This window comes from Conexibacter woesei Iso977N (assembly GCF_000424625.1).
Lineage (GTDB): Bacteria > Actinomycetota > Thermoleophilia > Solirubrobacterales > Solirubrobacteraceae > Baekduia > Baekduia woesei_A.
Window position 1 is genome coordinate 1,417,270 of sequence record NZ_AUKG01000002.1, and the last position, 24,194, is coordinate 1,441,463.

The 24,194-nt window shown below is 72.2% G+C and carries 25 protein-coding genes; 22 read left to right on the forward strand and 3 right to left on the reverse strand.

What is annotated here, in order from left to right; translation table 11 throughout:
* The first annotated feature begins 22 nt into the window (after positions 1-22).
* The 15 genes from H030_RS0119120 (at position 23) to H030_RS0119190 (ending at position 12,067) form a co-directional block, all read left to right on the forward strand.
* On the forward strand, positions 23-565 hold the full coding sequence (locus H030_RS0119120) for a cell division protein SepF (RefSeq protein ID WP_231398477.1): 543 nt from the start codon (positions 23-25) through the stop codon (positions 563-565).
* Positions 566-609: 44 nt separating this feature from the next.
* The gene (locus H030_RS33540) at positions 610-1,365 is read left to right on the forward strand and encodes a pyrroline-5-carboxylate reductase family protein (RefSeq protein WP_051223131.1); all 756 of its coding nucleotides are present in this window, start codon (positions 610-612) and stop codon (positions 1,363-1,365) included.
* Complete coding sequence (locus H030_RS0119130; protein ID WP_027007286.1) at positions 1,366-1,668, forward strand: YggT family protein; 303 nt, start codon at positions 1,366-1,368, stop codon at positions 1,666-1,668. It abuts the gene before it with no gap.
* Positions 1,665-2,144 (forward strand): signal peptidase II, encoded by a 480-nt coding sequence (gene lspA / locus H030_RS38520; protein WP_196809192.1) that lies wholly within the window; start codon positions 1,665-1,667, stop codon positions 2,142-2,144. Before H030_RS0119130 ends, lspA begins: the two co-directional genes overlap by 4 nt.
* The gene (locus H030_RS0119140; RefSeq protein ID WP_027007287.1) at positions 2,119-3,021 is read left to right on the forward strand and encodes an RluA family pseudouridine synthase; all 903 of its coding nucleotides are present in this window, start codon (positions 2,119-2,121) and stop codon (positions 3,019-3,021) included. Before lspA ends, H030_RS0119140 begins: the two co-directional genes overlap by 26 nt.
* A gap of 149 nt (positions 3,022-3,170) precedes the next feature.
* On the forward strand, positions 3,171-4,154 hold the full coding sequence (gene rpsB, locus H030_RS0119145; protein WP_035127984.1) for a 30S ribosomal protein S2: 984 nt from the start codon (positions 3,171-3,173) through the stop codon (positions 4,152-4,154).
* A gap of 48 nt (positions 4,155-4,202) precedes the next feature.
* Positions 4,203-4,802 carry an elongation factor Ts gene (gene tsf / locus H030_RS0119150; RefSeq protein ID WP_027007289.1) on the forward strand — a complete coding sequence of 200 codons (600 nt, stop codon included), beginning with the start codon at positions 4,203-4,205 and terminating at the stop codon, positions 4,800-4,802.
* A 51-nt stretch (positions 4,803-4,853) separates the two neighbouring features.
* Complete coding sequence (gene pyrH, locus H030_RS0119155) at positions 4,854-5,591, forward strand: UMP kinase (RefSeq protein ID WP_027007290.1); 738 nt, start codon at positions 4,854-4,856, stop codon at positions 5,589-5,591.
* A 5-nt stretch (positions 5,592-5,596) separates the two neighbouring features.
* A complete protein-coding gene (frr, locus tag H030_RS0119160; RefSeq protein ID WP_027007291.1) occupies positions 5,597-6,154 on the forward strand; it encodes a ribosome recycling factor in 558 nt (185 codons plus the stop codon).
* Positions 6,151-6,828: a polyprenyl diphosphate synthase gene (gene uppS, locus H030_RS0119165; protein WP_027007292.1), complete on the forward strand. Its 678-nt coding sequence runs from the start codon at positions 6,151-6,153 to the stop codon at positions 6,826-6,828. Before frr ends, uppS begins: the two co-directional genes overlap by 4 nt.
* 2 nt (positions 6,829-6,830) lie before the next feature.
* Positions 6,831-7,691, forward strand: a complete 861-nt coding sequence (locus H030_RS37510) for a phosphatidate cytidylyltransferase (RefSeq protein WP_051223135.1) — start codon at positions 6,831-6,833, stop codon at positions 7,689-7,691.
* A complete protein-coding gene (locus H030_RS0119175; RefSeq protein WP_027007293.1) occupies positions 7,673-8,260 on the forward strand; it encodes an ADP-ribosylglycohydrolase family protein in 588 nt (195 codons plus the stop codon). The genes H030_RS37510 and H030_RS0119175 overlap by 19 nt, the downstream gene beginning before the upstream one ends.
* A 47-nt stretch (positions 8,261-8,307) precedes the next feature.
* Entirely contained in the window at positions 8,308-9,711 is a 1,404-nt protein-coding gene (hydA, locus tag H030_RS0119180) for a dihydropyrimidinase (RefSeq protein ID WP_035127989.1), read from the forward strand.
* A 52-nt stretch (positions 9,712-9,763) separates the two neighbouring features.
* A complete protein-coding gene (locus tag H030_RS33555; RefSeq protein ID WP_051223137.1) occupies positions 9,764-11,032 on the forward strand; it encodes a Zn-dependent hydrolase in 1,269 nt (422 codons plus the stop codon).
* A 3-nt stretch (positions 11,033-11,035) separates the two neighbouring features.
* Positions 11,036-12,067 carry a TIGR03842 family LLM class F420-dependent oxidoreductase gene (locus H030_RS0119190; RefSeq protein ID WP_027007295.1) on the forward strand — a complete coding sequence of 344 codons (1,032 nt, stop codon included), beginning with the start codon at positions 11,036-11,038 and terminating at the stop codon, positions 12,065-12,067.
* A 2-nt stretch (positions 12,068-12,069) separates the two neighbouring features.
* Here the strand turns inward: H030_RS0119190 and H030_RS0119195 are convergent, their stop codons facing one another.
* The gene (locus tag H030_RS0119195; protein ID WP_027007296.1) at positions 12,070-14,106 is read right to left on the reverse strand and encodes a hypothetical protein; all 2,037 of its coding nucleotides are present in this window, start codon (positions 14,104-14,106) and stop codon (positions 12,070-12,072) included.
* Between the two features lie 100 nt (positions 14,107-14,206).
* On the opposite strand from H030_RS0119195, the gene dxr reads away from it, so the two are divergent.
* Genes dxr through H030_RS0119210 form a run of 3 tightly spaced genes read left to right on the forward strand, consistent with a single transcriptional unit; the run spans position 14,207 to position 18,288 of the window.
* The gene (gene dxr, locus H030_RS0119200) at positions 14,207-15,358 is read left to right on the forward strand and encodes a 1-deoxy-D-xylulose-5-phosphate reductoisomerase (RefSeq protein ID WP_027007297.1); all 1,152 of its coding nucleotides are present in this window, start codon (positions 14,207-14,209) and stop codon (positions 15,356-15,358) included.
* Positions 15,355-16,437: a M50 family metallopeptidase gene (locus H030_RS33560; RefSeq protein ID WP_035127991.1), complete on the forward strand. Its 1,083-nt coding sequence runs from the start codon at positions 15,355-15,357 to the stop codon at positions 16,435-16,437. Before dxr ends, H030_RS33560 begins: the two co-directional genes overlap by 4 nt.
* A gap of 54 nt (positions 16,438-16,491) precedes the next feature.
* On the forward strand, positions 16,492-18,288 hold the full coding sequence (locus H030_RS0119210; protein ID WP_027007298.1) for an AMP-dependent synthetase/ligase: 1,797 nt from the start codon (positions 16,492-16,494) through the stop codon (positions 18,286-18,288).
* A 45-nt stretch (positions 18,289-18,333) separates the two neighbouring features.
* Here the strand turns inward: H030_RS0119210 and H030_RS0119215 are convergent, their stop codons facing one another.
* Together H030_RS0119215 and H030_RS0119220 are read right to left on the reverse strand one after the other, a co-directional pair.
* On the reverse strand, positions 18,334-19,167 hold the full coding sequence (locus H030_RS0119215; RefSeq protein ID WP_027007299.1) for a HugZ family protein: 834 nt from the start codon (positions 19,165-19,167) through the stop codon (positions 18,334-18,336).
* Positions 19,164-20,207 carry an HtaA domain-containing protein gene (locus tag H030_RS0119220; protein WP_027007300.1) on the reverse strand — a complete coding sequence of 348 codons (1,044 nt, stop codon included), beginning with the start codon at positions 20,205-20,207 and terminating at the stop codon, positions 19,164-19,166. Before H030_RS0119220 ends, H030_RS0119215 begins: the two co-directional genes overlap by 4 nt.
* A gap of 100 nt (positions 20,208-20,307) precedes the next feature.
* On the opposite strand from H030_RS0119220, the gene H030_RS0119225 reads away from it, so the two are divergent.
* The 4 genes from H030_RS0119225 to H030_RS0119240 are packed head-to-tail and all read left to right on the forward strand — an operon-like array spanning position 20,308 to position 24,158.
* Complete coding sequence (locus H030_RS0119225; RefSeq protein WP_081690944.1) at positions 20,308-21,177, forward strand: ABC transporter substrate-binding protein; 870 nt, start codon at positions 20,308-20,310, stop codon at positions 21,175-21,177.
* Positions 21,178-22,248: a FecCD family ABC transporter permease gene (locus H030_RS0119230; protein ID WP_231398479.1), complete on the forward strand. Its 1,071-nt coding sequence runs from the start codon at positions 21,178-21,180 to the stop codon at positions 22,246-22,248.
* Entirely contained in the window at positions 22,249-23,046 is a 798-nt protein-coding gene (locus H030_RS33565) for an ABC transporter ATP-binding protein (protein WP_051223139.1), read from the forward strand.
* Positions 23,043-24,158 (forward strand): HtaA domain-containing protein, encoded by a 1,116-nt coding sequence (locus tag H030_RS0119240; protein WP_155892152.1) that lies wholly within the window; start codon positions 23,043-23,045, stop codon positions 24,156-24,158. Before H030_RS33565 ends, H030_RS0119240 begins: the two co-directional genes overlap by 4 nt.
* Positions 24,159-24,194: the final 36 nt, after the last annotated feature.

The window sequence follows — 24,194 nt, forward strand, 5'->3', positions numbered from 1 at the left end:
GGCGTACAGTTGATCCGTGGCCGTGAGCGACAGCTGGCACAAGGCACTCGTCTACTTCGGCCTCGCCGAAGAGCGAGACCATTACGACGACGAGGACGACTACCGCGAGCCCGAGCAGGAGCTCGAGGAGCGCTACCGCGAGCGCCCGAACGTCAGGCGCATCAGCTCGCGCCGGCGTCGCGACGAGTTCGACGACATCTTCGCCGACGACGAGCCGCCGACCCGCGCGAACCTGCGCCCGATCGGCGGTGGTGCGGCCGGGGCCAGCGCGCCCAGGCGCAACGGCTCGGTGAAGCTGCACCTCGTCATCCCGAAGTCGTTCAACGACGCCCAGCAGGTCGCCGACAAGTTCAAGGACGACATCCCGGTCGTGCTGAACCTGCAGTCGACCGACACCGATCTGAGCAAGCGCCTGATCGACTTCGCCTCGGGCCTGACCTACGCGCTGGACGGCGGGATGCAGCGCGTCGCCGACCGCGTCTTCATGCTCACGCCGCGCAACGTCGAGATCTCGGCCGAAGAGCGCGCGCAGCTGATCGAGAAGGGCTTCTTCAACCAGTCTTGACGCGCCAGGGCGCTCGCCGCCCTGTGCCGTACAGTGTCGGCGCAATGCAGGTCGGGTTCATCGGAGCGGGGAACATGGCGCGCGGCATCGCGCGCGGGTGGGGACGACCGGTCCTCGCCACGGACCCGTTCCCGGGCCGCGCCGAGGCGCTGGTCGAGGAGCTGGGCGGCGAGGCGCCGGCCTCCAACTTCGCCGTCGCGGAACGGGCCGACCTCGTCCTGCTCTGCCACAAGCCGGCGCAGCTCGCCGAGGTGGCGGCGGAGATCGCGAGCACCGCGATGCCGGTCGCCTCGATCCTCGGCGGCGTCTCGCTGGCCGACCTCAAGGCCGCCTACCCGGACCGTCCGGTCTACCGCCTGCTGCCCTCGACGCCGGTCGAGGTCCGGCAGGGCGTCGTGATCCTCGCGGCCGACGAGCCGCAGGATCCCCGGATCGACGACGCGGTGCGCGCGCTGTTCGGCGAGCTCGGCCTGCTGGTCGAGGTCGACGACAGGCTCGTCGACGTCGCGATGGGCCTGATGTCCAACGCGCCCGCCTACGTCGCGCTGCTGGCCGAGGCCCAGGTCGACGCGGGCGTCCGCCACGGGCTGCCGCCGGACAAGGCCGCCGAGATGGTGGTCCAGACCTTCGCCGGGACGGCCGCGCTGCTGCGCGCCCGCGGCAACGACACGCTCGCGGTCCGCCGCGAGGTCACCTCGCCGGGCGGGTCGACGGCGCGCGGGCTGGCGGCGCTGGAGCGCGCCGGAGTGCGCGCCGCCTTCCAGGACGCCCTGGATGCCGTGCTGGGAGTGCGGTCCTAGATGCTCATCCTCGCCACCGCGCGCGACTCGATCGCCAACTTCGTCTACGCGCTGCTGCTCGTCTACACGATCCTGATCATCGCCTACATCTTGAGCTCGATGTTCTTCGGGATGGGCGGCAGGATCCCTTACTCGCGCTGGTCGCGGTCGGTCCTGGACTTCCTGCGCGACGTGACCGAGCCGTACCTCGGGCTGTTCCGGCGCTTCATCCCGCCGTTCGGCCCGCTGGACCTCAGCCCGATGATCGCGACGATCGTCCTGTGGCTGGTCGGCAGCATCGTCATCAACCTGATCCAGGGTTGAGAGCGCAGGTCTTCGCCAAGGCCGGGCTCGTCCTGGTCTTCGTCGTCGTCCTGGACCAGGTCACCAAGGTCCTGGTCCGGCATGGCATCGACGTCGGCGAGGAGGACTCGGTCCTCCCGGCGATCTCGCTCGTCCACGTCCGCAACACGGGCGTGGCGTTCGGCGCGTTCGCGGGCGGCGGGATCATCGTGGTGGCCCTGGTCGCCGCCGCGCTCGCGGCGTTGTTGTACTACTTCTTCACGCACCTCGACAAGCCGCTGGTGTGGCTGCCCACGGGCATGCTGCTGGGCGGGTCGATCGGCAACATCATCGACCGCGTTCGCGACGGCGCGGTGACGGACTTCGTCAAGCTCCCGGCATGGCCCGCGTTCAACGTCGCCGACATCTCGATCACCTTCGGGGTGCTGGTGCTGTTGTGGGTCATCGAGCAGGGACCGAGGGACGACGCGGATGCGGCTGACGGTCAGCAGCGATGACGCCGGGCAGCGGCTGGACGCGCTGCTCGCCGAGCCGCTGGGCTCACGGTCGCGCGCCGCGCGGCTGATCGACGGCGGCGCCGTCACGGTCGGCGGCAGGCCGCGGCCCAAGCGCCACGTGGTCGCCGAGGGCGACGTCGTGGAGTGGGCCGACGACGCGGCCGACGAGCCCGAGGCGCCACAGGACGTCGCCGCGGGCGTCGCGTTCTCGGTCCCGTTCGAGGACGAGCACCTGCTCGTCGTCGACAAGCCCGCGGGCGTCGTCGTCCATCCCGCCAAGGGCCACCTGACCGGGACGCTCGCGCAGGCGCTGGAGGGCGTCGCCGCGGGCGGGGAGGACGGCTGGCGCGCCGGCCTCGTGCACCGCCTCGACCGCGAGACGTCCGGGCTGCTGGTCGTCGCGAAGTCCGATGCCGTCCACGCGGCGCTGAAGGACGCGCTGCAGGACCGCGAGATCACGCGCGAGTACGCGGCGCTGGTCGAGGGCCGCCCGCCGTCGCGGACCGGAACGATCGACGCGCCGATCGGCCGCGACCGCCGCGTCCGGACCAAGCACTCCACCGACACCGACAACCCGCGCGAGGCCCGGACCCACTTCGAGATCGAGGCGGCGTTCGACCACTACACCCTGCTCGCGGTCACGCTGGAGACCGGCCGCACCCACCAGATCCGCGTGCACTTCGAGGCGATCGGCCATCCCGTCGCGGGCGACCCGGAGTACGGCCACGCCGACCGCCTCGGCCTGACCCGCCAGTTCCTCCACGCCCGCCGCCTCGCGTTCACGCACCCGGTGACGGGCGAGCCCATCGGGATCGAATCCCCGCTCCCGCCGGATCTGGACGCGGCGCTGCAGCGCGCCCGCGCCGGAGAGCGCTAGCGCCGCGCGTTCTCTATCCTGAACGTCACTTGTAGTCCCTTCGACCCCACCGGGTCACAGCGGACGCGGTCCTGCCCGGGCAATTCGAGCCCGGGTCCCGCATCCGGCCGGTGGGCTTCTTCCAGCACCACAACCAAAGGAACTTCTCCATGGCCGCTTCGACGGAAGTCGGAATTCGCGAGCTGCTGGAGGCCGGCGTGCACTTCGGCCACCAGACGCGTCGTTGGAACCCGAAGATGCGCCGCTTCATCTGGGGCGAGCGCGGCGGGATCTACATCATCGACCTGCTGCAGACCGAGCGTCTGCTGCGCCAGGCCCAGGCCTTCGTCGGTGACATCGCCGCCCGTGGCGGCACCGTCCTGTTCGTCGGGACCAAGAAGCAGGCGCGCGACTCCGTCAAGGAAGTCGCCGAGGCGTGCGGCATGCCGCACATCAACCACCGCTGGCTCGGCGGTCTGCTGACGAACTTCCAGACGATCAACCAGCGGATCAAGCGCCTCCATGACCTCGAGCGCTACGAGGCCGACGGCCAGCTGGCGCTGCTGCCGACGCGTGAGCGCCTGTCCGCCGAGGCCGACCTCGCCAAGCTGCGCGCGAACCTGGGCGGCGTCAGGAACATGACCCGCACGCCCGACGCGATCTTCGTCGTCGACCTCAGGACCGAGGTCATCGGCGTCAGGGAGGCCCAGCGCCTGCGCATCCCGCTGATCGGCCTGGTCGACACCAACTGCGACCCGGACGGCGTCGACTTCGTCATCCCGGGCAACGACGACGCGATCCGCGCCTGCGACCTGATCACCCGGGCGCTGGGCAACTCGATCTCCGCCGGCCGCGCGCAGTGGGATGCCGCCGAGCAGGCGCGCGTCCAGCGCGAGCAGGAGGCGCTCGCCGCCCGCCAGCTCGAGGAGAACCAGCGCCGCGAGGCCGAGGAGGCCGCCAAGCGCCAGGCCGCCGCCGAGGCCAAGGCCGCCGAGGAGGCCGCGCAGGCCGCCAAGGCCGGCCCGGTCGCCGACGCCGCCGCCGAGAGCGCGCCGGCCACGCCCGAGGCGCCCGCCGCCCCGGCCCCGGCCGCGCCCGCCGCCGAGACGCCCGCCGCGCCCGAGGCCCCGGCCTCCGACGCGCCGCAGTCGTAGCGACGACGGATCCCGAAACCCCTTCCCGAACCCGAAACGGAGCACCACGTGGCTATCAGCGCCGCTGACGTCAAGGCCCTGCGCGAGAAGACCGGCGCGGGCATGATGGACTGCAAGAACGCGCTCACCGAGGCCGACGGCGACGCCGCCAAGGCCGAGGAGATCCTGCGCGTCAAGATGGGCAACAAGATCGGCAAGCTCGCCGGTCGCGAGACCTCCGAGGGCACCGTCCAGGCCTACGTGCACGCCACCGGCAAGGTCGGCGTGCTCGTCCAGGTCGAGTGCAACACGGACTTCGTCGCCAAGAACGACGACTTCATCGAGTTCGCCAAGGACCTCGCGCTGCACATCGCCGCCTCGCCGCAGACGAAGTACGTCAACGAGGACGAGATCCCGCAGGAGGACAAGGACGCCGAGGCGAGGGTCTACGAGCAGCAGGCCGCCGACAAGCCGGAGAACATCCGGCCCAAGATCGTCGAGGGCAAGCTCAAGGCCTGGTTCAAGGACGTCGTCCTGCTCGACCAGGAGCACGTCAACGGCGACAAGCACGACGGCAAGACGATCGAGCAGCTGCGCGCCGACCTCTCCGCCAAGACCGGCGAGAACGTCGTCGTCAAGCGCTTCGTCCGCTTCGCCATCGGCGAGTAGCGGTCGTTCCCGACGACATCCAGCCACGGCGGTCCGTAGGATCGGCTCGCCGTGGCTGATCCCGTCTTCAAGCGCATCCTCCTGAAGCTGTCGGGCGAGTCCCTCATGGGCTCGCGCGACTATGGCACCGACCCGGAGCGCATCCGGGCCGTGGCCCAGGCGATCAAGGGCGTCCACGACCAGGGCGTGGAGCTGGCGATCGTCGTCGGCGCGGGCAACATCTACCGCGGCATGAAGGGCGCCGCGGCCGGGATGGACCGCGCGACCGCCGACTACATGGGGATGCTCGCGACGGTGCTCAACGCGCTGCCGCTGCAGGACGCGCTGGAGAGCGCGGGGGTCCACACCCGCGTCCAGAGCGCGATCACGGTGGCCGAGGTCGCCGAGCCGTACATCCGCCGCCGCGCGATGCGCCACCTCGAGAAGGGGCGCGTCGTGATCTTCGCGGCGGGTACCGGCAACCCGTTCTTCACGACCGACACCGCGGCGGCGCTGCGGGCGGTGGAGATCCACGCCGAGGCCATCCTGATGGCCAAGAACGGCGTCGAAGGGGTCTACACCGCCGACCCGCGCGAAGACCGCGACGCGATGCTGATCCCCGAGATCACGCACATGGAGGCGCTGCAGCGCGGCCTCAGGGTGATGGACGCGACGGCGCTGACGTTGTGCATGGAGAACCGGCTGCCGATCCACGTCTTCAACATGGACGACGAGCAGAACATCGAGCGGATAGTGTCCGGCGAGCGGGTGGGCACGCTGGTGAAGCCGGAGGCAGGAGACACAGCATGAGCGAGCTGATCGACGAGCTGCTGGCCGAGGCCGGCGAGCGCATGAACGCGGCCATTGCGGCTGCGCAGAACACCTTCGGGTCGGTCCGGACCGGGCGGGCGAGCCCCTCGATCCTCGACCGCATCATGGTGGACTACTACGGCGCGATGACGCCCGTGAAGCAGCTGGCGACGGTCAACGTCCCGGAAGCTCGCCTGATCACCGTGCAGCCCTACGACGCCGCGTCGATCAAGGCGATCGAGAAGGCGATCATGGAGTCCGACGTCGGCCTGACGCCGAGCAACGACGGCCGCCTGATCCGCCTGTCGATCCCCGAGCTCAACGAGGAGCGCCGCCGCGAGCTGGTCAAGGTCGTCCGCGGCCTGGCCGAGGACGGCAAGATCTCGGTCCGCAACGTGCGGCGCGACATCATGCACGACCTGAAGTCCCTGAAGGACGACGGGGACGTCGGCGCCGACGACGAGCGCCGCGGCGAGCAGGAGCTGCAGAAGCTCACCGACGCCAAGATCGCCGACCTCGATGTCCTGCTGAAGGGCAAAGAGGAAGAGATCCTCGAGGTGTGAGCGAGCCCGGCGGCAGGGCCCGGCGCGTCGCCATCATCACCGATGGCAACGGCCGCTGGGCGCAGGCACGCGGGCTCGACGTGGCCGCGGGTCACCGCGCGGGCGCCGACGTCGTCAAGGCACGGCTGCGCGACGCGGTCGAGTTCGGGATCGAGGAGCTGACCGTGTACTCGTTCTCGACCGAGAACTGGTCGCGGTCCGCCGAGGAGGTCACGGCGCTGATGCGCATGTTCTCCGAGCGGATCCTGGGCGAGACCCCGGAGCTCAAGGACGAGGGCGTGCGCATGCGCTTCATCGGCCGGCGCGACAGGGTCGCGGGCGCGCTGCTGGAGCAGATGGACTGGGCCGAGGCCGAGACGGCGTCGTGTGACCGCATCACGTTGTTCATCGCCTTCAACTACGGCGGGCGGGCCGAGATCGTGGACGCCGCTGCGCGCTTCGAAGGTGGAAGCGAAGAGGACTTCCGCAGGCTCCTGTACGCGCCGGAGATGCATGACCCGGACCTCGTGATCCGCACGAGCGGCGAGATCCGGACGTCGAACTTCCTGCTGTGGCAGTCGGCCTACTCCGAGCTGGTGTTCCGCGACGAGCTGTGGCCGGACTTCTCGCGCGAGGCGTTCCGCGCCGCGCTCGACGAGTACGAGGCCCGCACGCGGCGCTTCGGGGGGCGCTAGAGGTGCCCCAGCCTCGTCGTCAGCGGCGCAGCGCGGGCGAGTCGGCGCCGCCGCGGCGGCCGCGCGGCGGGGGCGGCGGCTCGGACCTCGGCGCGCGCGTCGTCGTCGCGATCCCGGCGCTGGCCGTCGCGCTGGCGATGGTCGCGCTCGGCGGCCCCGTCTTCCTGGCCGGCGTCGCCGTGCTCGGGCTGATCTGCCTGCACGAGCTCTACTCGATGTTCGAGCGCGCGCGGCCGGTGCGGCTGGCGGGCTTCGCGGGCTACTTGGGGTTGTTGGCCGCCGCGTACTTCGGGGATCGCGAGACGATCCTGCTGGCGTTCGTCGCGTGCCTGCCGCTGGTCTTCCTCTTCGCCGCCAACCAGCCGGGCGGCGCGGGCGCGCCGGGGATCTCGGTCACCGTGCTCGGGCTGGCGTGGATCGGGCTGGCGTTCGCCCACGCGGTGCTGCTGCGCGACCTCGACCACGGCGGCGGCCTCGTCTTCGCGGTGTTGCTCGGGACGTTCGTCGGCGACACCGGCGCCTACCTCGGCGGCCGCGCGTTCGGCAGGCGCAGGCTGTCGCCGAACATCAGCCCCAACAAGACCGTCGAGGGCCTGGCGATCGGGATCGTGATCGCGACCGCCGCGGTCTGGTGGGCCGGGCTGTCGCAGGCCTGGCTGGGTGGCACGAACGGCGCGATCCTCGGCGTGTCGATCGCGCTCGCCGCGCCGATCGGCGACCTCTTCGAGTCCTACCTCAAGCGCGACGCCGGGACCAAGGACACCGGGACGCTCTTCGGCGCCCACGGCGGCGCCCTGGATCGCCTCGACGCCGTGATGTTCACCGCCGTCACCGCGTTCTACGTGTGGTCCGCGCTGAGCTGACCGACGCCGACCGGCTGCGCGGCGGCGTGCACGGCGCCGCGCTGGGTGAGGCGCTCGGCCTGCCGTGGGCGGGCGTGCCCGCGCGGAGGATCTCGCGCCGGCGACTTCTTGATGATGTCGGTCCGACGGGTGCGTTCACCGCCGCGCTGCTGAGCGGCGCGGGCGACCCGCTCGCCGTCGCGCTGCGCGACGGGTGGGGCGGACGGCAAGACACGGCGCGGCGGCTCGGGCCCGAGGCGTTCGTCGTGGCGAGGCTGGCCGCGACGACGTGGGCGGGCAGGCCGGTCTACCAGCTGCTGACCGATCACGGCGAGGACTGGCCGGTGCCGTTCCACGGGACGGATGCCAACGACCGCGCGGTGCTCGACGCGCTGCTGGCGATCCTGCACCGCCACGACGATCCGACCGAGGGGATGACCGCGGCGGTGCGGCTCGGCGGCGCGGGAACGGCACGGCTGGGCGCGCTCACCGGCGCGATCCTGGGGTGCCGGCGGCCGGCGGCGGTGCAGCGCGTGGCGTGGCGGGAGCGCGTCGTCCTGCCGGACGACAGCGCCCTTAAGGCGTTGTAGGCAGACCATCCATTTGCACCGGCGGCGCGGAGTGAGATGCTCGCCCCATGACCGATGCGAAGGCAGTGGTGCTGCGGGGCGGTCGGGTCGTCTCCGCCGACGGCGAGTTCGACGGCGACGTGCTGATCGTGGGGGAGAGGATCGCCGCCGTGGGCGACGTCGAGGCGCCGCCCGGAGCGCAGGTCATCGACGTCGGCGGCTGCCTGGTCATGCCGGGCCTGATCGACAACCACACGCACTTGAGCATGCCCTTCATGGGGATGATGAGCAGCGACGACTACAACACGGGCACGCAGGCCGCCGCGGCCGGCGGCGTCACGTGCCTGGTCGACTTCTCGATCCAGCGCGAGCCCGACCAGCTGCAGTCCGCGCTCGCCGAGTGGCAGGGCCGCGCCGAGGGCGCCGCGCACGTCGACTACGGCTTCCACATGGCGATCACCAACGCCAACGAGGCGACGATCGACGACATGGCCGCGGTCGTCGAGCAGGGCGTCGCGTCGTTCAAGTTGTTCATGGCCTACAAGGGCGAGCTGATGACGCGCGACGACGCGATGACGGCGTGCATGGAGCGCGCCCGCGACCTCGGCGCGCTGACGATGGTCCACGCCGAGAACGGCGACGTCGTCGACCTGCTCGTCATGCGCGCGCTGGCCGACGGGCAGACCAACGCGATCCACCACGCGCTGACGCGCCCGGAGTGGGTCGAGGCCGAGGCGACCTCGCGCGCCGCCCGGATCGCGGAGTTCACCGGCGCGTCGCTGTTCGTCGTGCACGTCACCTGCGACGCCGCGGCGGCGGAGATCCAGGCCGCGCAGGCGCGCGGCGTCCCGGTGGCGGGTGAGACCTGCACGCAGTACCTCGTCAACACGATCGACGACCTGCGCAAGCCCGACGTCGAGGGCTGCCGCTACATCTGCTCGCCGCCGCTGCGCGACGCGCGCAACCACGACGCGCTGTGGGGCTACGTGCGCCGCGGGATCCTGGAGTCGATCTCGACCGACCACTGCCCGTTCACCGACGAGCAGAAGGCGCGTGGGCTCGACAACTTCAGCTTGGTCCCCAACGGGCTGCCGGTCATCCAGCACCGCCTGGCGAAGCTGTGGGACGAGGGCGTCGTCGCCGGCCGGATCACGCCGAGCGAGCTGGTCGCCCGCACCTCCACGACGATCGCGCACCGCTTCGGCCTGACCCAGAAGGGCACGCTGGCGCCGGGCAAGGACGCCGACGTCGTCGTCTGGGACCCCAACGCGCCGCGCGACTACGGGACGCACACGTCGTTCATGAACGTCGACTACGACCTCTACGACGGCGAGACCGCGTCGGGCTCGGTGCGCCACACGCTCAGCCGCGGGACCATGGTGTATGACAACGGCGAGATCGTCTCGTCGCCCGGCCACGGCAGGTTCGTGCGCCGCGCGACCGCGTTCGATGCCGAAGGTGCGGCGGCGTGAGCCTCGCGATCGACCCGGACCGCGTGATCGCCGCCATAACGCAGGTGACGCGATGACTCTTGCCATCGACGCCGAGCGCGTTTTGGCCAATCTGGACGAGCTGGCGGCCGCCAGCGGCGGGCGCTTCGCGGGGGCCAGGCGGCTGGCGTGGTCGCCGGATCACACCGCGGCGCGCGAGTGGCTGCTGGGCAAGTTGCAGGCGTTGGGTGATGTTGTCGCGGTCGATCGCGACGAGGCCGGCAACATCTGGGCCTCGCTCGACGGCGACGACCCGGACGGCGGGTTCGTGATCGTCGGCTCGCACATCGACGCGGTGCCGTCCGGCGGCTGGCTGGATGGCGCGCTGGGGATCGTCACGGCGCTGGAGGTCCTGCGGACGCTGGCGCTGTCGGGCGAGCGCCCGGCGGTGGCGGTCCGGCTGGTCGACTGGGCCGACGAGGAGGGCGCGCGGTTCGGGCGCTCGCTGGTCGGCTCGTCGGCGGTCGCGGGGACGCTGGACCCCGACGACGTCCGCGGCCTGCTCGACCCGGACGGGGTGACGCTGCAGCAGGCGATGGCCTCGGTCGGCGTCGACCTCGACGGCGCGGGCGCCGCGCGGTCCCGGCTGGAGGGCGCCAGTGCCTACCTGGAGCTGCACATCGAGCAGGGCCCGGTCCTGAAGGACAGCGGCCGGCTGGCGAGCGCCGTCTCCGGCACGTTCGGCGACGAGCGCTACCTGATCACGTTCAGCGGCCAGTCCGCGCACGCGGGCTCGACGCCGATGCACCTGCGCCGCGACACGCTGGCGGCCGCGGCCACCGCGGCGCTGGAGATCCGCGAGGTCGGCATCCGCCACGGCGGCGTCACGACCGTCGGCGCGATCAACTCCTCGCCGGCGGTCATCACCGCGATCGCGGGGGAGAGCGAGATGATGCTCGACCTCCGCCACCTCGACGCCGGCACGTTGGCCACCATGTTGAGCGAGTGCCTGGACGCGTGCTCGCGCGCCGCGGAGCAGTTCGACTGCGGCGTGGCGCCGCGGCGCGTGTTCGGCGCGACGCCGACGCCGTTCCACCCCAAGTTGGTCGCGCTCGCGAGGGCGGCGGTCGACGAGGCGGGCGGCGGCGACGGCGAGCCGGTCCCGTCCGGCCCGCTGCACGACGCGACCGAGATCGGCCGCCTCGTCCCGACCGTGATGATCTTCGCGCAGTCCGACCCGCCGATCTCCCACACCGAGGTGGAGGACTCGCCGGAGGACGCGCTGCGCGTCGCGATCAAGGCCTACGGGTTGACCGTGGGCAACACCATCGACCTGGTCGCCGCCGGCGGCCTGGAGGGCTAGCCCATGGACTTCGGCGTCGTCCTCCAGAACGACCCGCCCGCGGCGCGCGTCATCGACCTCTGCAAGCGCGCCGAGACCTACGGGTTCACGCACGCGTGGACGTTCGACTCGCACCTGCTGTGGGAGGAGCCGTACGTCGTGTACTCGCGGATCCTCAACGAGACCCACAAGCTCGTCGTCGGCCCGATGGTCACCAACCCCGCGACGCGCGACTGGACCGTGACCGCGTCGCTGTTCGCGACGCTCAACGAGATGTACGGCAACCGGACGATCTGCGGCATCGGCCGCGGCGACTCCGCGGTCCGCGTGATCAACGGCAGGCCGGTGAGCGTCGCCGACATGTACGCCTCGATCGCGGTGATCCGCGGCCTGGCCAACGGCGAGGCCGTCGAGTACAAGGGCAACACCCTGCGGTTGCCGTGGAACACGGACAGCAGGCTGCCGGTCTGGGTCGCCGCCTACGGGCCCAAGATGTTGGCCTTGACCGGCGAGGTCGGCGACGGCTTCATCCTCCAGCTCGCCGACCCCGACATCACGGCGTGGTCGATCGGCGCGGTGCGCGCGGCGGCCGAGGCAGCGGGGCGCGACCCGGCGGCCGTGAGGATCTGCGTCGCCGCGCCCGCCTACGTCACCGACGGCACGCCCGAGGGGCTCGCGTACGGCCGCGACCAGTGCCGCTGGTTCGGCGGGATGGTCGGCAACCACGTCGCCGACATCGTCGCTCGCTACGGCGGCGACGGCAGCGCGGTCCCGGCCGCGCTGACCGACTACATCGCCGAGCGCGAGGGCTACGACTACAACGAGCACGGCCGCGCCGGGAACACGCACACCGCGTTCGTCCCCGACGCGATCATCGACCGCTTTTGCCTGATCGGGCCGCCCGAGCACCAGGTCGAGCGCCTCAACGAGCTCGCGTCCCTCGGCGTCGACCAGTTCGCGCTCTACCTCCAGCACGACGCCAAGGACGCGACGCTCGCGGCCTACGGCGAGCGCGTCATCCCCGCGGTCGCCGAGCGGGTGTCGGCCAAGACGTAGGCCTAGTCGGAGAAGCCCGCGGGCAGGTCGAGCATGTCGTAGCCCCTGTAGCCGCACTGCTCGGCTGCCGCCGGCAGCGCCAGCGCCAGGCGCTTGGGCACGGCACCGCGCCGGATCAGCGTCCGCGGCACGTCATGGGCGCCGAGCACGCCGATCGCCTGCGCGGCGGCGAAGCCCTCGGTCCTGCTGGCCGGCAGCGCGTAGGTGCGCAGCGCGACCTCACGCCCGGAGGCGAGGCGGATCGCGACGCGGTCGGTGCGGCGCGTGAGGCCGACGCTGACGACGATCTGCCGCGGCGCGCAGGACGCCGTGATGCTCACGGCCGACGTGTAGTGCGGGAGGCAGCCCTGGTCGAGGATGCCGGCGCCGGCGGCCGGGCGCCCGACCGTCAGGCAGTCACCGCGGCCCTCGGCCGGGTACCTGAGGCTCGCGGCGACGACCGGCGGGGACGAGAACAGCGTGCCGACGCCGCGCACCCGGCCGACTTCGTGCGCGGCGCCCAGCCCGGGGACCTCCGGGCCGTAGTTGTCCGACAGGTCCTGCCCGCGCGCGTCGAGCAGCGCGTAGCGAAGGATGTGGTGCGGGCCCGGCAGGTCGGCGTAGACGAGCTTCAGGCTCGCGGCGTACTGGCCCCCGTAGCCCGGGATCGGGACGGTCGGGATGTCACGCCGCGTGCCGTCGTCGAACGTGACGCGCGCGGTGGCGATCTCTGCCGGGACGACGCTGAGCGCGATCCGGCCGTCGGCCGTCGGCACGGCGCCGACCGACGCGTCCGCCGGCGCGGTCGGCGGCTGCGCGCAGTCCTGCGGGACCCGCGGGGCGCGATCGGCGGCGAGGCAGATCAGGTCGCCGGCGTCGGCCGCCTGCACCTGGTGCGGGCCGGCGCCGAGCGGCGTGGGCCTGGCGCTGTTCGCGCTGGAGTTGGCGACGTCGCTCTGATCCTCTGACGAGAGCTCGCCCGCGGGATCGTCGGCCGGCTTGCCGTGGGCGCACGGCTTCGGCGCTTCCGGCGGCGTCGTCGACAGGCTGCGGTCGATCGCGCGGCCCGCGGCGTCATAGGCGACCATGCTCCGGATGGCCTGATGGGCGTCGAAGACGGCCATGCCGAACCGCAGGCCCGCGCCGCCGGCCGCGGCGGGAAGCGCGCGCAGCGGAAGCGTCAGGCGCGTGCCGCTGCCGAGCGTCACGACGACCCTCGCGACCTGCGACCGCACGAACGCGCCGGCGTAGCGGCCGACATCGCCGCAGCCGTCGTCGGCGAAGGCCGGCAGCAGCTGCTGGCTCTCGGTGCCGGGCCGGTTGCAGGCGCCACTGTCCCGCACCTCGCTGCCGCCGCGCAGCACGAGCCGCACGCACGCCTGCGTCAGGCGCCGCTCGGGCGCCAGCGGTGTCGAGTCGATCGAGCTGACGCGATAGGCGCTGAGCGTCCAGCTGCCCTCGCCGCGGCCCCTGCCGCGCGCGAGCGTCCGCAGCCCGGCGATCGGGCGGTCTCCGGCGTCGACGTGCTCGCCGCGACCGTCGCCGGCGATGTCGGCGGCGCGGCGGACGGTGTCGCTCGCGTCCAGGAAGGCGATCTCGTCCGGCTGGTCGCTGCTCTCGAGCAGGTAGAAGCGCACGTAGGGCTCGCTCGGCAGCGGAGACGGCTGCGTCGCGACGTGCGCGACCGTCCGGCCGGCCTTGCGCAGCTCGACTGCGGCGATGTCGGTGCCGGTTGCGCCGGCGTCGAAGAGCGTCCTGTGGCCGGGATCGTCCGAATCGTGGGCGACAAAGCCCACCAGACCGTGCTCGTCCTCCGGCCCCAGCCTCAGCGGGTCGCACGGGCCCGCCTGCTCGGCGGCGCTGCGGTCGAGCGGGTCGATCCGGTCCGGGAGGGCGAGCGAGATGCACACGCCGGCGTTGGCGACCTTGGCGGATGCGGTGGCACCGGAAGCGGTCGGGCCGGCGACGACGACCGCTGGGACGGTCTCGACGGCGTGCGCGGCGGCGGGGAGCAGCAGCGCGGCGGACAGGATGGCGAGCAGCGCGGACCGGTGAAGCATCGCGCAGCAAGATACGGACTTGGCACGCCGGCAGTCGTCCAGACGTCTGCCTCACCTTTGAGGTGGCCTTGAGACAACCGCAGCTAACCTCTGGGCGCACATGCCCCGCCGTCTTCTCGTGCTCGGATCGACCGGTTCGATCGGCACCCAGGCGCTCGACGTGGTCTCGCGCACGGACGAGCTCGAGGTCGTCGGCCTCAGCGCCGCGCGTTCCTGGGAGCCGCTCGTCGAGCAGGCCACCCGCCTCGGCGTCCGCCGGATCGCGCTGACCGATCCCGACGCCGCCGCGCGCGCCGCCGAGGCGTGGACCGACGGCGAGGTGCTCGTCGGCGCCGAGGGGCTGGTCCAGCTGGTCCTGGAATCCGGCGCCGACCTCGTCCTGAACTCGCTCGTCGGCTCCGCCGGCCTCGGGCCGACCGTCGCCGCGCTCGGCGAGGGCATCGACCTCGCGCTGGCCAACAAGGAGTCGCTGGTCGTCGGCGGCGAGCTCGTCACCCAGCTCGCGGACGCCACCGGCGCGCGCCTGCTGCCGATCGACTCCGAGCACACCGCGCTGCACCACCTGCTGCAGGCCGTCCCGACCGGCGCCCTGCAGCGCATGACGATCACGGCCAGCGGCGGCCCGTTCCGTGGCCGCGCCCGCGCCGACCTCGACGGCGTCACGGTCGAGGAGGCGCTCAACCACCCGACGTGGTCGATGGGCGGCAAGATCACGATCGACTCGGCCACGTTGATGAACAAGGGCCTGGAGGTCATGGAGGCCCACCACCTCTTCGGCGTGCCCTACGACGAGATCGACGTCGTCGTGCACCCGCAGTCGATCGTCCACGCGCTCGTGGAGACCGCCGACGGCGCGCAGCTCGCGCACCTCGGCCTGCCGGACATGCGGATCGCGATCGCCTACGCGCTCCAGCACCCCGAGATCATGCCCCTGCCGACCAAGCGCCTCAACCTGGCCGAGGTCGGGCAGCTCACCTTCGAGCCCGTCGACCACGACGCGTTCCCGTGCCTGGGCCTCGCGCTGCAGGCCGCGCGCGCCGGCGGCACCGCGCCCTGCATCCTCAACGCCGCCAACGAGGTCGCCGTCTACGCGTTCCTCGACGGGCGGCTCGACTTCAACGGGATCGCCGACGTGATCGACGCGACGCTGCAGCAGATGCCCGGCGGCCCGGTCCGCGCGTTCGAGTCGCTGTTCGAGGCCGACCGCGAGGCCCGCGCCCTGGCGGCCGAGCAGGTGGCGGTGCGCGCATGAGCTGGTTCCTCGCCTTCGCCGGCTTCGCCGCGCTGATCGTCCTGCACGAGTTCGGCCACTTCGCCGCGGCCAAGGCCGTCGGCATGAAGGTCACGCGCTTCAACCTCTTCTTCCCGCCGCACCTCTTCAACATCCGCCGCGGCGAGACCGACTACGGCATCGGCGCCATCCCGCTCGGCGGCTACGTGAAGATCGTCGGGATGAACCCGCAGGAGGAGATCGACGAGGCCGATCTCCCGCGGGCCTACTACAACCAGCCCGTCTGGAAGCGGATCGTCGTCATCAGCGCCGGGCCGTTGATGAACATCTTCCTCGCCTTCCTGATCCTGTTCGTCCTGTTCGCCGCCAAGGGCATCGCGACCGACAACGGCAAGGTCGACTCGATCCAGACCGGCTCGGCCGCCGCCGGCGTCCTGAAGCCCGGCGACAGGATCCTCTCGGTCGACGGCGTCACCGGCGACTCCGCGAAGCTGCGCAACCAGATCGGCACGCACACCTGCGCGAACGACAGCACGGTCAAGAACTGCGTCGCCGCGACGCCCGCGACCGTCGTCGTCGACCGTGGCGGCAGGCCGGTCACCCTGCACGTCTCGCCGCGCTACTCGCCCGACGACAGGCGCATGCTGATCGGCTTCACGTTCGGCGTGCGCTACGACCCGCTGCCGATCGGCGAGTCCGCCTCGCGCTCGGTCACCGGGATGTGGGACGTGACCAAGACCTCCGTGTCGACGATCACCAAGCTGTTCTACTCCAGCGAGGCCCGCCACCAGGTCAACGGCGTCGTCGGCTCCTACGAGACGACGCGCGTGACGATCCAGCAGGACGGCATCGTCGTCGCGCTGCAGATCCTGGCCCTGATCTCGCTGTCGCTGGCGATCGTCAACCTCTTCCCCTTCCTTCCGCTGGACGGGGGGCATATCTTCTGGGCGCTCGCGGAGAAGGTCCGCGGCAAGGCGATCCCGTTCCGGGTGATGGAGCAGGCCAGCTACGTCGGCTTCATCCTCGTCATCGCGGTCTTCGCCATCGGGTTGACCAACGACCTGCACACGCTCAGCAACGGCGGGTTCGGTCTCAAGTAGCGTGCCGTAGACAGTCCCACAACACGCAGCACCACCGGGGAGAGGGGTCGGGAAGTGGAGAGCAGCACCGCACCGCAGCGCGGCGTCGACGCGGCGACGATCGCCGAGGCGTTCCGGATCACGTCGGCGAGGTTCGCCGACGACGTCGCCGTCCGGACCAAGGACGATGAGATCTCGTGGACGTGGACCGAGCTGCGCGAGCGCGTCGACGCGCTGGCCGGCGGCCTCCACGAGCTGGGGCTGGGCAAGGGCGAGACGATCGCGCTGATGCTCGGCAACCGGCCGGAGTTCCACCTCGCGGACCTCGCGGCGATGATGGTCGGGGCGACGCCGTTCTCGATCTACATGACCTACGCGCCGAACCAGATCGAGTACGTGGTCTCGGACGCCGGCGCCCGGATCCTGATCACCGAGCAGCAGTACCTCGCCAACGTCCTGGAGGCGCGCAAGACGCTGCCGGACCTGGAGCACGTCATCGTCATCGACGGCGACGCCCCGGACGGCACGCTCGCGTTGGCCGACGTCAGCGCGCGCGGCGCGGAGTCGTCGTTCGACGTCGACGCCTCGATCGCGGCGATGGAGCCCGACGACGTCCTGACGCTGATCTACACGTCGGGCACGACCGGGCCGCCGAAGGGCGTCGAGCTCGCGCACCGCAACCTGCTGAGCGCGGTCGCCGGGATCGAGGAGATCGTCGAGTTCCCCGAGGGCGCGCGCGTGATCTCGTGGCTGCCCAACGCGCACATCGCCGAGCGCGCCGCGCACCACTACCTGCCGATCGTCTTCGGCTTCCAGGTCACGACCTGCCCGAACCCGCGCGAGATCGTGTCGTTCCTGCCGTCGGTCAGGCCGCACTGGTTCTTCGCGGTCCCGCGGATCTGGGAGAAGCTGAAGGCCGGGCTGGAGGCGATGGTCGCCGGCCAGCCCGAGGAGCAGCGCGCGAGGGCGCAGGGCGCGCTGGACGCCGCGGTGCAGAAGGTGCGCCTGGAGCAGGCGGGCGAGGACGTCCCGGAGGCGCTGGCCGCCGCGGTCGCCCAGGCCGACGCCGAGATGTTCTCCGGGCTGCGCTCGATGCTCGGCCTCGACGAGGTCGTCGCGATCAACGTCGGCGCCGCGCCGACGCCGGTCGAGGTCCTGGAGTTCTTCCACGCCATCGGCCTGCCGCTGAGCGAGCTGTGGGGGATGAGCGAGACCTGCGGCGGCGGCGCCGTCAACCCGCCCGGCAAGATCAAGATCGGGACCGTCGGCCCGGCGACCCCGGGCTGCGAGCTCAAGCTCGCCGAGGACGGCGAGCTGCTGATCCGCGGCGGCATGGTGATGCTCGGCTACCGCGGGCTGCCGGACAAGACGGCCGAGACGATCGACGCCGACGGCTGGCTGGCCACCGGCGACATCGCGCAGATCGACGAGGACGGCTACGTCAAGATCGTCGACCGCAAGAAGGAGATCATCATCAACGCGGCCGGCAAGAACATGTCGCCGGCCAACATCGAGGCGACGCTGAAGTCCGCGTCGCCGCTGATCGGCAACGCGGTCTGCATCGGTGACGCCAAGCCCTACAACACGGCCTTGATCGTGTTGGACGCCGACTTCGCGCCCGCGTGGGCCGCGCAGCAGGGGATCGAGAAGTCGCTCGAGGAGCTTGCGAGCGACGAGAAGCTCCGCGAGGCGATCCAGGCCGGCGTCGACGCCGCCAACGCCAAGCTCGCCAGGGTCGAGCAGATCAAGAGGTTCGTGATCGTCGAAGGCGACTGGCTGCCCGGCGGCGACGAGCTGACGCCGACGATGAAGCTGAAGCGCAAGCCGATCGCCGAGAAGTACGACGGCGTCATCGGCGACATGTACGCCTAGCGGGACGCGAGGGGCGGCGCCTGCGTGCCGCCCCTCGCGCCGGAGTCACTGCGCGCCGAGCTGCAGCCGGGCGCGCTTCGTGAGCTCGACCGTCGCGCCTCTGAGCCCGCTCTTCTCCGCGACCGGCTCGGCGAAGCCGACGCGGGCCGGGGCCGAGCCGCGCGGCGTCGAGACCTGCAGGTCGAGGCCGTAGCGGTCGGCGCCGGTGCAGGTCGCGGCGGTCGCGTCCGGGTAGCCGCCGAGCGCCTGGGCCATCAGCAGCAGCGCGTCGGCGTGGTCGTCGTTGAGGTGCTCGATCGCGCCCCTGGCGTCGCCGACCGGGTCGGCCTCGGCGTTGGCGTAGGCCTGTGCATCGGCGGAGTCCATGCGGCCGTAGCCGCCGACCCAACGCACGCGGTCGACCTCGAGGACGTACAGCGAGAAGTCCTTGAAGTCGGCGTAGTACTTGGCGGTCGGCACGGCGGCCAGGTAGGCGGCGCGGGCCGTGGCCTCGCGCTCGCCCTCGGGCGCGACGACGCGGCCGGCGAGCGTGACGCGGCCGTTGGCCAGCGGGTCGTTGCCCGACGGCGTCTCGGCCACGACCAGCGACGCACGCGCGTCGCGCACGAGGTTGCGGCCGTGCTCGGCGAGCGTCGAGACGAACAGGACCGGCGAGCCGTCGGGCAGCGCCGCGTAGGACACCAGCGACGCCCACGGCGAGCCGTCGTCGCTGAGCGTCGCCAGCGTGCCGACGGCGGTCTGGGCGACGAGCGTCCGCGCCTCCTCGCCCGCCGTCCTCTGGCGAGCGGGCGGCACCGGCGTCAGCGGCGGGGGCGGCGGAGGCGGTCCGTCGCCGGTGACGTCGTGGTCGCCGGTCTCATAGACCTTGATCTCGGTCATGACGGAAGCTTGACGGTCGTGGAGGACTTCGCGCCAGTCGCCTTGACCTTGATCGTGCTCGGCAGCGCCTTGACCGTGCTGATCAGCGTGACCTTCAGCGTGCGGCCCTTGATCGTGCCCGACGCGATCTTCTTGGCCTTGGTCGAGTAGACCGTGACCCTGCGCGTCGTCGTGCCCTTGTACGGGGCCTTGGCGAGGATCGCGACGACCGAGCGGATCGTGGTCGTCGTGCCGTTCCTGCCGGCGGCGCCGGTCGCGCCGGTCGCGCCGGTGGCGCCGGTCGCACCGGTCGGGCCGCGCACCTCGTCGGGCCTGGTGGAGAGCGTCAGCGAGAACGAGCCGAACGTGTTCGGCGTGCGGTCCGGGCCCGCGCCGACGGGGTAGCTGCTGCCGAAGACCTGCTGGCCGGCCAGCGACGGGACGATCGGGCCGATCACGCGCGAGCCGTCGGCCTTCAGCGTGACCGACGCGCCGGAGAGGTCGAGGTTGTAGACGGCCGTCGCGTTGTCGTAGGGGACCGCCGGGCCGCCGAGCGACGGACCCGAGCCGTTGCCCTTGGCGAACAGCTGGCCCCTGAGGCCGTCGAGGACGATCTTGGGGTCGTTGACCGAGACGTCGATGCCGTGGCCGGCGGGCGGGGCGGGGGCGACGTAGCTGAGGCCGCCGTCGAGGTTGACCGTGCCCCTGCCGGTGGAGGGGTCGTAGGTGCCCGCGGCGGCGTCGGCCGGGAACGACCACGTGAACACCGCGGCGCCGGCGGCGGTCGGATCCCCGCCCGCGCCGCGGGTGCTGAGGGGGTCGACGACCGGGCCGGTGGCGGGCGCGACCGGTGAGGCGCTGCCGTTGGCGTTCGTGGGCGAGGGGCCGGTCGAGTAGCCGAGCCAGGTCCTCGGGTTGCCCGCGCCCGACACGTACACGTTGGTCTGGGTCCAGTCGAGCTTGCCGCCGGTGACGGCGTCGGCGGAGGCGATGGACGGGATCAGCGCGGCGGAGAGGGCCAGCGTGCCGGTGGCGGCGGCGAGTCGGGTGCTGCGAGACAACAGGAGATCCTTTCCAGGGGGTTAGGTCACCCTACGAAGTGTTAGGGTGCCCGAAACATACCCGACTTCGCAAATCAGGTTTAGGAAGCCCTACGACACGATGTCTCGAACCCGCCCCCTCGCTCCTCTCGCCCTCGCCGCCGTCCTGGCTGTTGTTGGTGTGGTTGCTCCCGCTGCCCAGGCCAAGTCCTACAAGCGCGTCGCCGCGCTCACGCCGTTCACCGCCAACACCCTTGCGGCGCTTGGCGTCCGGCCGGTCGCGATCGGCCAGACGCTCGGCGGCCACGACCGCATCGCCGCCTCGCTGCGCGGCGTCCCGACGCTCGCGCTGTCGCACCCCAACGGACCCAACCTGGAGCAGCTCGCGGTCCGCAACCCGCAGCTGGTGCTGTCGGCGCCGGTCTGGAAGAAGGGCGAGCCCGGCATGAAGCGGCTCGGGATGAAGGTCGCCTACTCGGACCCGACGTCGGTCCACGACCTCGTCGGCGAGACCAAGAAGATCGGCGCGCTGGTCGGCAAGTCCGGCGCCGCCGCGCGCCTCGCCGCCCAGCAGACCGCGCAGGTGCGGGCCGCGACCAAGAACATCAGGAAGCGCCCGACCGTCCTGCTGATCATGGGCGTGGGACGCACGTCCTACGCGATGCTCCAGAACTCGTGGGGCGGCGACATCGTCCGCCGCGCGGGCGGCAGGCTGCTGACCGGCGGGCTGACGGCGTCCGGCGGCTACGCGCGGATCTCCGACGAGGCGGTCGTCGCGCGCAACCCGGACGTGATCATCGCGGTTCCGCACGGCACGGCCGGCGACATCCCCAAGATCGCCAGGTACCTGTCCAACAAGGCGGGCTGGAAGAACACCAAGGCGGCCAGGCATCACAAGGTGTACGTGTCGACCGGCAACTCGCTGCTGCAGGCCTACACAGACCCGGGCACCACGATCCGCGACGTCCGGTCCAAGTTCCTGGGGAACTAGGTGGCCGCCGTCGCGCAGCCCGCGGAGCTGGCCGCCGCCCCCGCGCCGCCGGCCGACGCGCCCGCCGCGGCGCGGCGCTCGCACGCGCTGCGGCGCACGATCGTGGTGGCCGTGGCGTTGTTGGTGCTGTTGATCGCGGCGGCGCTGTCGCTGACGCTCGGCGCCGTCCACGTGCCGCTGCACGACGTGATCGACGCGCTGACCGGCAGGGCCGATCCCGGCCCGCTGCGCGAGATCGTCGTGTCGCTGCGGCTGCCGCGGACGGTTGAGGCGATCGTCGTCGGCGCCGGCCTCGGCGTCGCGGGCGTGCTGTTGCAGGGCGCGCTGGGCAACCCGCTGGCCTCGCCGGACGTCATCGGCGTCACCGGCGGCGCGAGCTTCGGCGCGATCCTCGTGTTGCTGGCCTTCCCGAGCGCGGTCGCGCTGCTGCCCGTGGGCGCGTTGTTGTTCGGGTTGCTCGCGGGCGCCCTGGTGCTGGCGATCGCCTGGAGCGGCGTCAGCGCGGGCGCGACCGGCAAGCTGATCCTGGCCGGGATCGCGGTCAGCGCGCTGTTCAACGCGGCGACGACGTCGTTGATGGTGGCCTTCTCCGACCGCGTGCAGTCGGCCGTGCTGTGGATGGCCGGCGGGCTGACGTCCGACGGCTGGTCCGGGCTGGGCACGACGTGGCCGTACTTCGCCGCCGGCTTCCTGGCCGCCGCGCTGCTGGCGCGGCCGCTGGACCGGCTGGCGCTGGGCGACGACGTCGCCGAGTCGCTGGGGATCCGGCCGCGGATGATCCGGCTGGCAGCGGTCGCCGCCGCAGCGCTGCTGGCGTCGTCGGCCGCGGCGCTCGTCGGCCTGCTCGGGTTCCTGGGGCTCGTGATCCCGCACCTGGTCCGAATGGCGGGCGGGACGGCGAGCAACCGCTACGTGATGGGGACCAGCGCGCTGGTCGGCGGCGCGCTGCTGCTGGCGGGCGACACGCTCGCCCGGACGGTCCTGGCGCCGATCGAGCTGCCGGTCGGGCCGTTCATGGTGGTCTTGGGCGTGCCGGTGTTCCTGTGGCTGCTGCTGCGGGGAGCGCACTAGATGCTGGAGATCTCCGGCGTCCGCGTGGCGCTCGGCGGCGCCGAGGTGCTGCGCGGCGCGTCGCTGCGCGCCGAGCCCGGGCGGCTGGTCGCCGTCGTCGGGCCCAACGGCGCGGGCAAGTCGACGCTGATCCGCGTCGCGGCGGGCATCCAGCGCGTCGAGGCGGGGACCGTGACGTGGGACGGGGAGGACGTGGCGAAGCTGCGCGGGCGCAAGCTCGCCCGCAAGCGCGCGTTCGTGCCCCAGCGCGCGCGGGTCCCGGACGGCATCCGCGTGCATGAAGCGGTGGCGATCGGCCGCGCGCCGCACCTCGGGCCGCTGCGCGCGCCGACGCGCGCCGACCGCGACGCGGTCGACCGCGCGATGGTCCGCGCGGGCGTGGACGTCTTCGCCGACCGCAAGCTGACGACGCTCTCCGGCGGCGAGCTGCAGCGCGTGCAGGTCGCGGTCGCGCTGGCGCAGGAGGCGCCGGCGCTGCTGGCCGACGAGCCGACGTCGTCGCTGGATCTCGGCGCGACGTCGCTGATGGCGCAGCTGCTGCGCGGGCTGGCCGACGACGGGCTGGCGGTCGTGCTGGTCGTCCACGACCTGGCGCTGGCCGCGGCGGTTGCCGACGAGGTCGTCGTCGTCTCGCGCGGCGAGACCGTCTGCGCGGGCGCGCCGGGCGAGATCCTGACGCCCGAGGTGCTGGCCGACGTCTGGCACGTCTCGGCCGGCCTGACCGCGACGCCGGGCGGCCACACCGCGCTGCACGTCGACTGGCTCGGCACTTCAACCACGACCCTGGAGCACCGATGATCCCCCGACTTCTCCTCTGCACAGCGATCGCCTGCGCACTCCCCGCAACCGCCGGCGCGGCGCAGACCGCGACCTTCACCCCGGCCAAAGCGCTGACCGCGCAAGGCGTGAAGCTCAGCGCCGTGTCGCCCGCCAAGGCCGGCGGCAGGAGGGTGGTCTTCCCGGTCGTGTCCGCGAAGCGCCGGGGCGCGGTGAAGCTCAGGAAGGGCACGCGCTCGGTGACGGTGACCGCCGCGAGGTGGCGCGTGGGCAAGTCCACCGTGTCGATCTTCTCGGTCAAGACCACGAAGGTGACGCTGACCGCCGCCGGGGCCAAGGCCATCAAGAAGGCGTTGCGGCTCAGGAAGACGCCGAGCGGCACGATCGGGACGCTCGTCGTCACGACGACGGCGACGACTCCGAGCAGCGGCGGCTCGACCACGACCCCGGCCTCCGGCGGGGGCACGTCCACGACGCCCACCAGCGGTGGCGGCGGCACCACGACGACGCCGCCCAGCGGCGGCGGCACGACCACGCCGAGCGCGCCGGCCTGCCAGACCGCGACCGCCTCCGGCGGCCCGGCCGCGCCGGCGCGCCCCGGCACCGCGATCGACCTCACCGCCGCGTCGATCACCTGGCACCCGCGCGAGTCCTTCATCCAGTACATCAACTCCGGCGAGGGCACCTCGACCTGCAACGGCGCGACGAGCGACGCGCCGAGCGTCCGGCCCGGCACGTCGGTCCCGTTGACGTATGACTTCCACTACGTCTTCAAGGACGGGTGGTACGACCCGATCAGCCAGACCGGCCGCGTGACGTTCACCGGCGCCGTGTACTTCAACTACTCCGGCCACGGGATCCGGCTGGGCGCCGTCAACCCGGAGATCGAGATCGCCGGCAACGCCTCGCGCGGGGTCTTCACCACCACCAACACGGGCGAGACGACCAAGCGCGGCGTGCTGGAGAACCTCGACCCGGCCCACGCCGCGTCGACCTCCACGCTGGCCTCGCCGTACACCTACACCCAGGTCCCGGGCACGATCCCCGCGGGCGCGGGCGACTCGACGTTCGCGGGCTACTACACCGCGGGCGACGACTTCGGCTGGGTCACCGTCTCGATGACCACGCCGTAGTCCTAGGGCGATTCTCCGGGCCGTCTCGCCGCGCCT

What these genes read in the sequence shown, in the direction of transcription:
- H030_RS0119140 (WP_027007287.1), top strand. Translation starts at nt 2,119, where the DNA reads ATGCGGCTGACGGTCAGCAGCGATGACGCCGGGCAGCGGCTGGACGCG.
- H030_RS0119190 (WP_027007295.1), top strand. Translation starts at nt 11,036, where the DNA reads ATGGACTTCGGCGTCGTCCTCCAGAACGACCCGCCCGCGGCGCGCGTC.
- H030_RS33555 (WP_051223137.1), top strand. Translation starts at nt 9,764, where the DNA reads ATGACTCTTGCCATCGACGCCGAGCGCGTTTTGGCCAATCTGGACGAG.
- H030_RS0119240 (WP_155892152.1), top strand. Translation starts at nt 23,043, where the DNA reads ATGATCCCCCGACTTCTCCTCTGCACAGCGATCGCCTGCGCACTCCCC.
- H030_RS0119130 (WP_027007286.1), top strand. Translation starts at nt 1,366, where the DNA reads ATGCTCATCCTCGCCACCGCGCGCGACTCGATCGCCAACTTCGTCTAC.
- H030_RS0119195 (WP_027007296.1), bottom strand. Translation starts at nt 14,106, where the DNA reads ATGCTTCACCGGTCCGCGCTGCTCGCCATCCTGTCCGCCGCGCTGCTG.
- H030_RS33540 (WP_051223131.1), top strand. Translation starts at nt 610, where the DNA reads ATGCAGGTCGGGTTCATCGGAGCGGGGAACATGGCGCGCGGCATCGCG.
- H030_RS0119215 (WP_027007299.1), bottom strand. Translation starts at nt 19,167, where the DNA reads ATGACCGAGATCAAGGTCTATGAGACCGGCGACCACGACGTCACCGGC.
- H030_RS33565 (WP_051223139.1), top strand. Translation starts at nt 22,249, where the DNA reads ATGCTGGAGATCTCCGGCGTCCGCGTGGCGCTCGGCGGCGCCGAGGTG.
- rpsB (WP_035127984.1), top strand. Translation starts at nt 3,171, where the DNA reads ATGGCCGCTTCGACGGAAGTCGGAATTCGCGAGCTGCTGGAGGCCGGC.
- H030_RS0119225 (WP_081690944.1), top strand. Translation starts at nt 20,308, where the DNA reads ATGTCTCGAACCCGCCCCCTCGCTCCTCTCGCCCTCGCCGCCGTCCTG.
- hydA (WP_035127989.1), top strand. Translation starts at nt 8,308, where the DNA reads ATGACCGATGCGAAGGCAGTGGTGCTGCGGGGCGGTCGGGTCGTCTCC.
- dxr (WP_027007297.1), top strand. Translation starts at nt 14,207, where the DNA reads ATGCCCCGCCGTCTTCTCGTGCTCGGATCGACCGGTTCGATCGGCACC.
- H030_RS33560 (WP_035127991.1), top strand. Translation starts at nt 15,355, where the DNA reads ATGAGCTGGTTCCTCGCCTTCGCCGGCTTCGCCGCGCTGATCGTCCTG.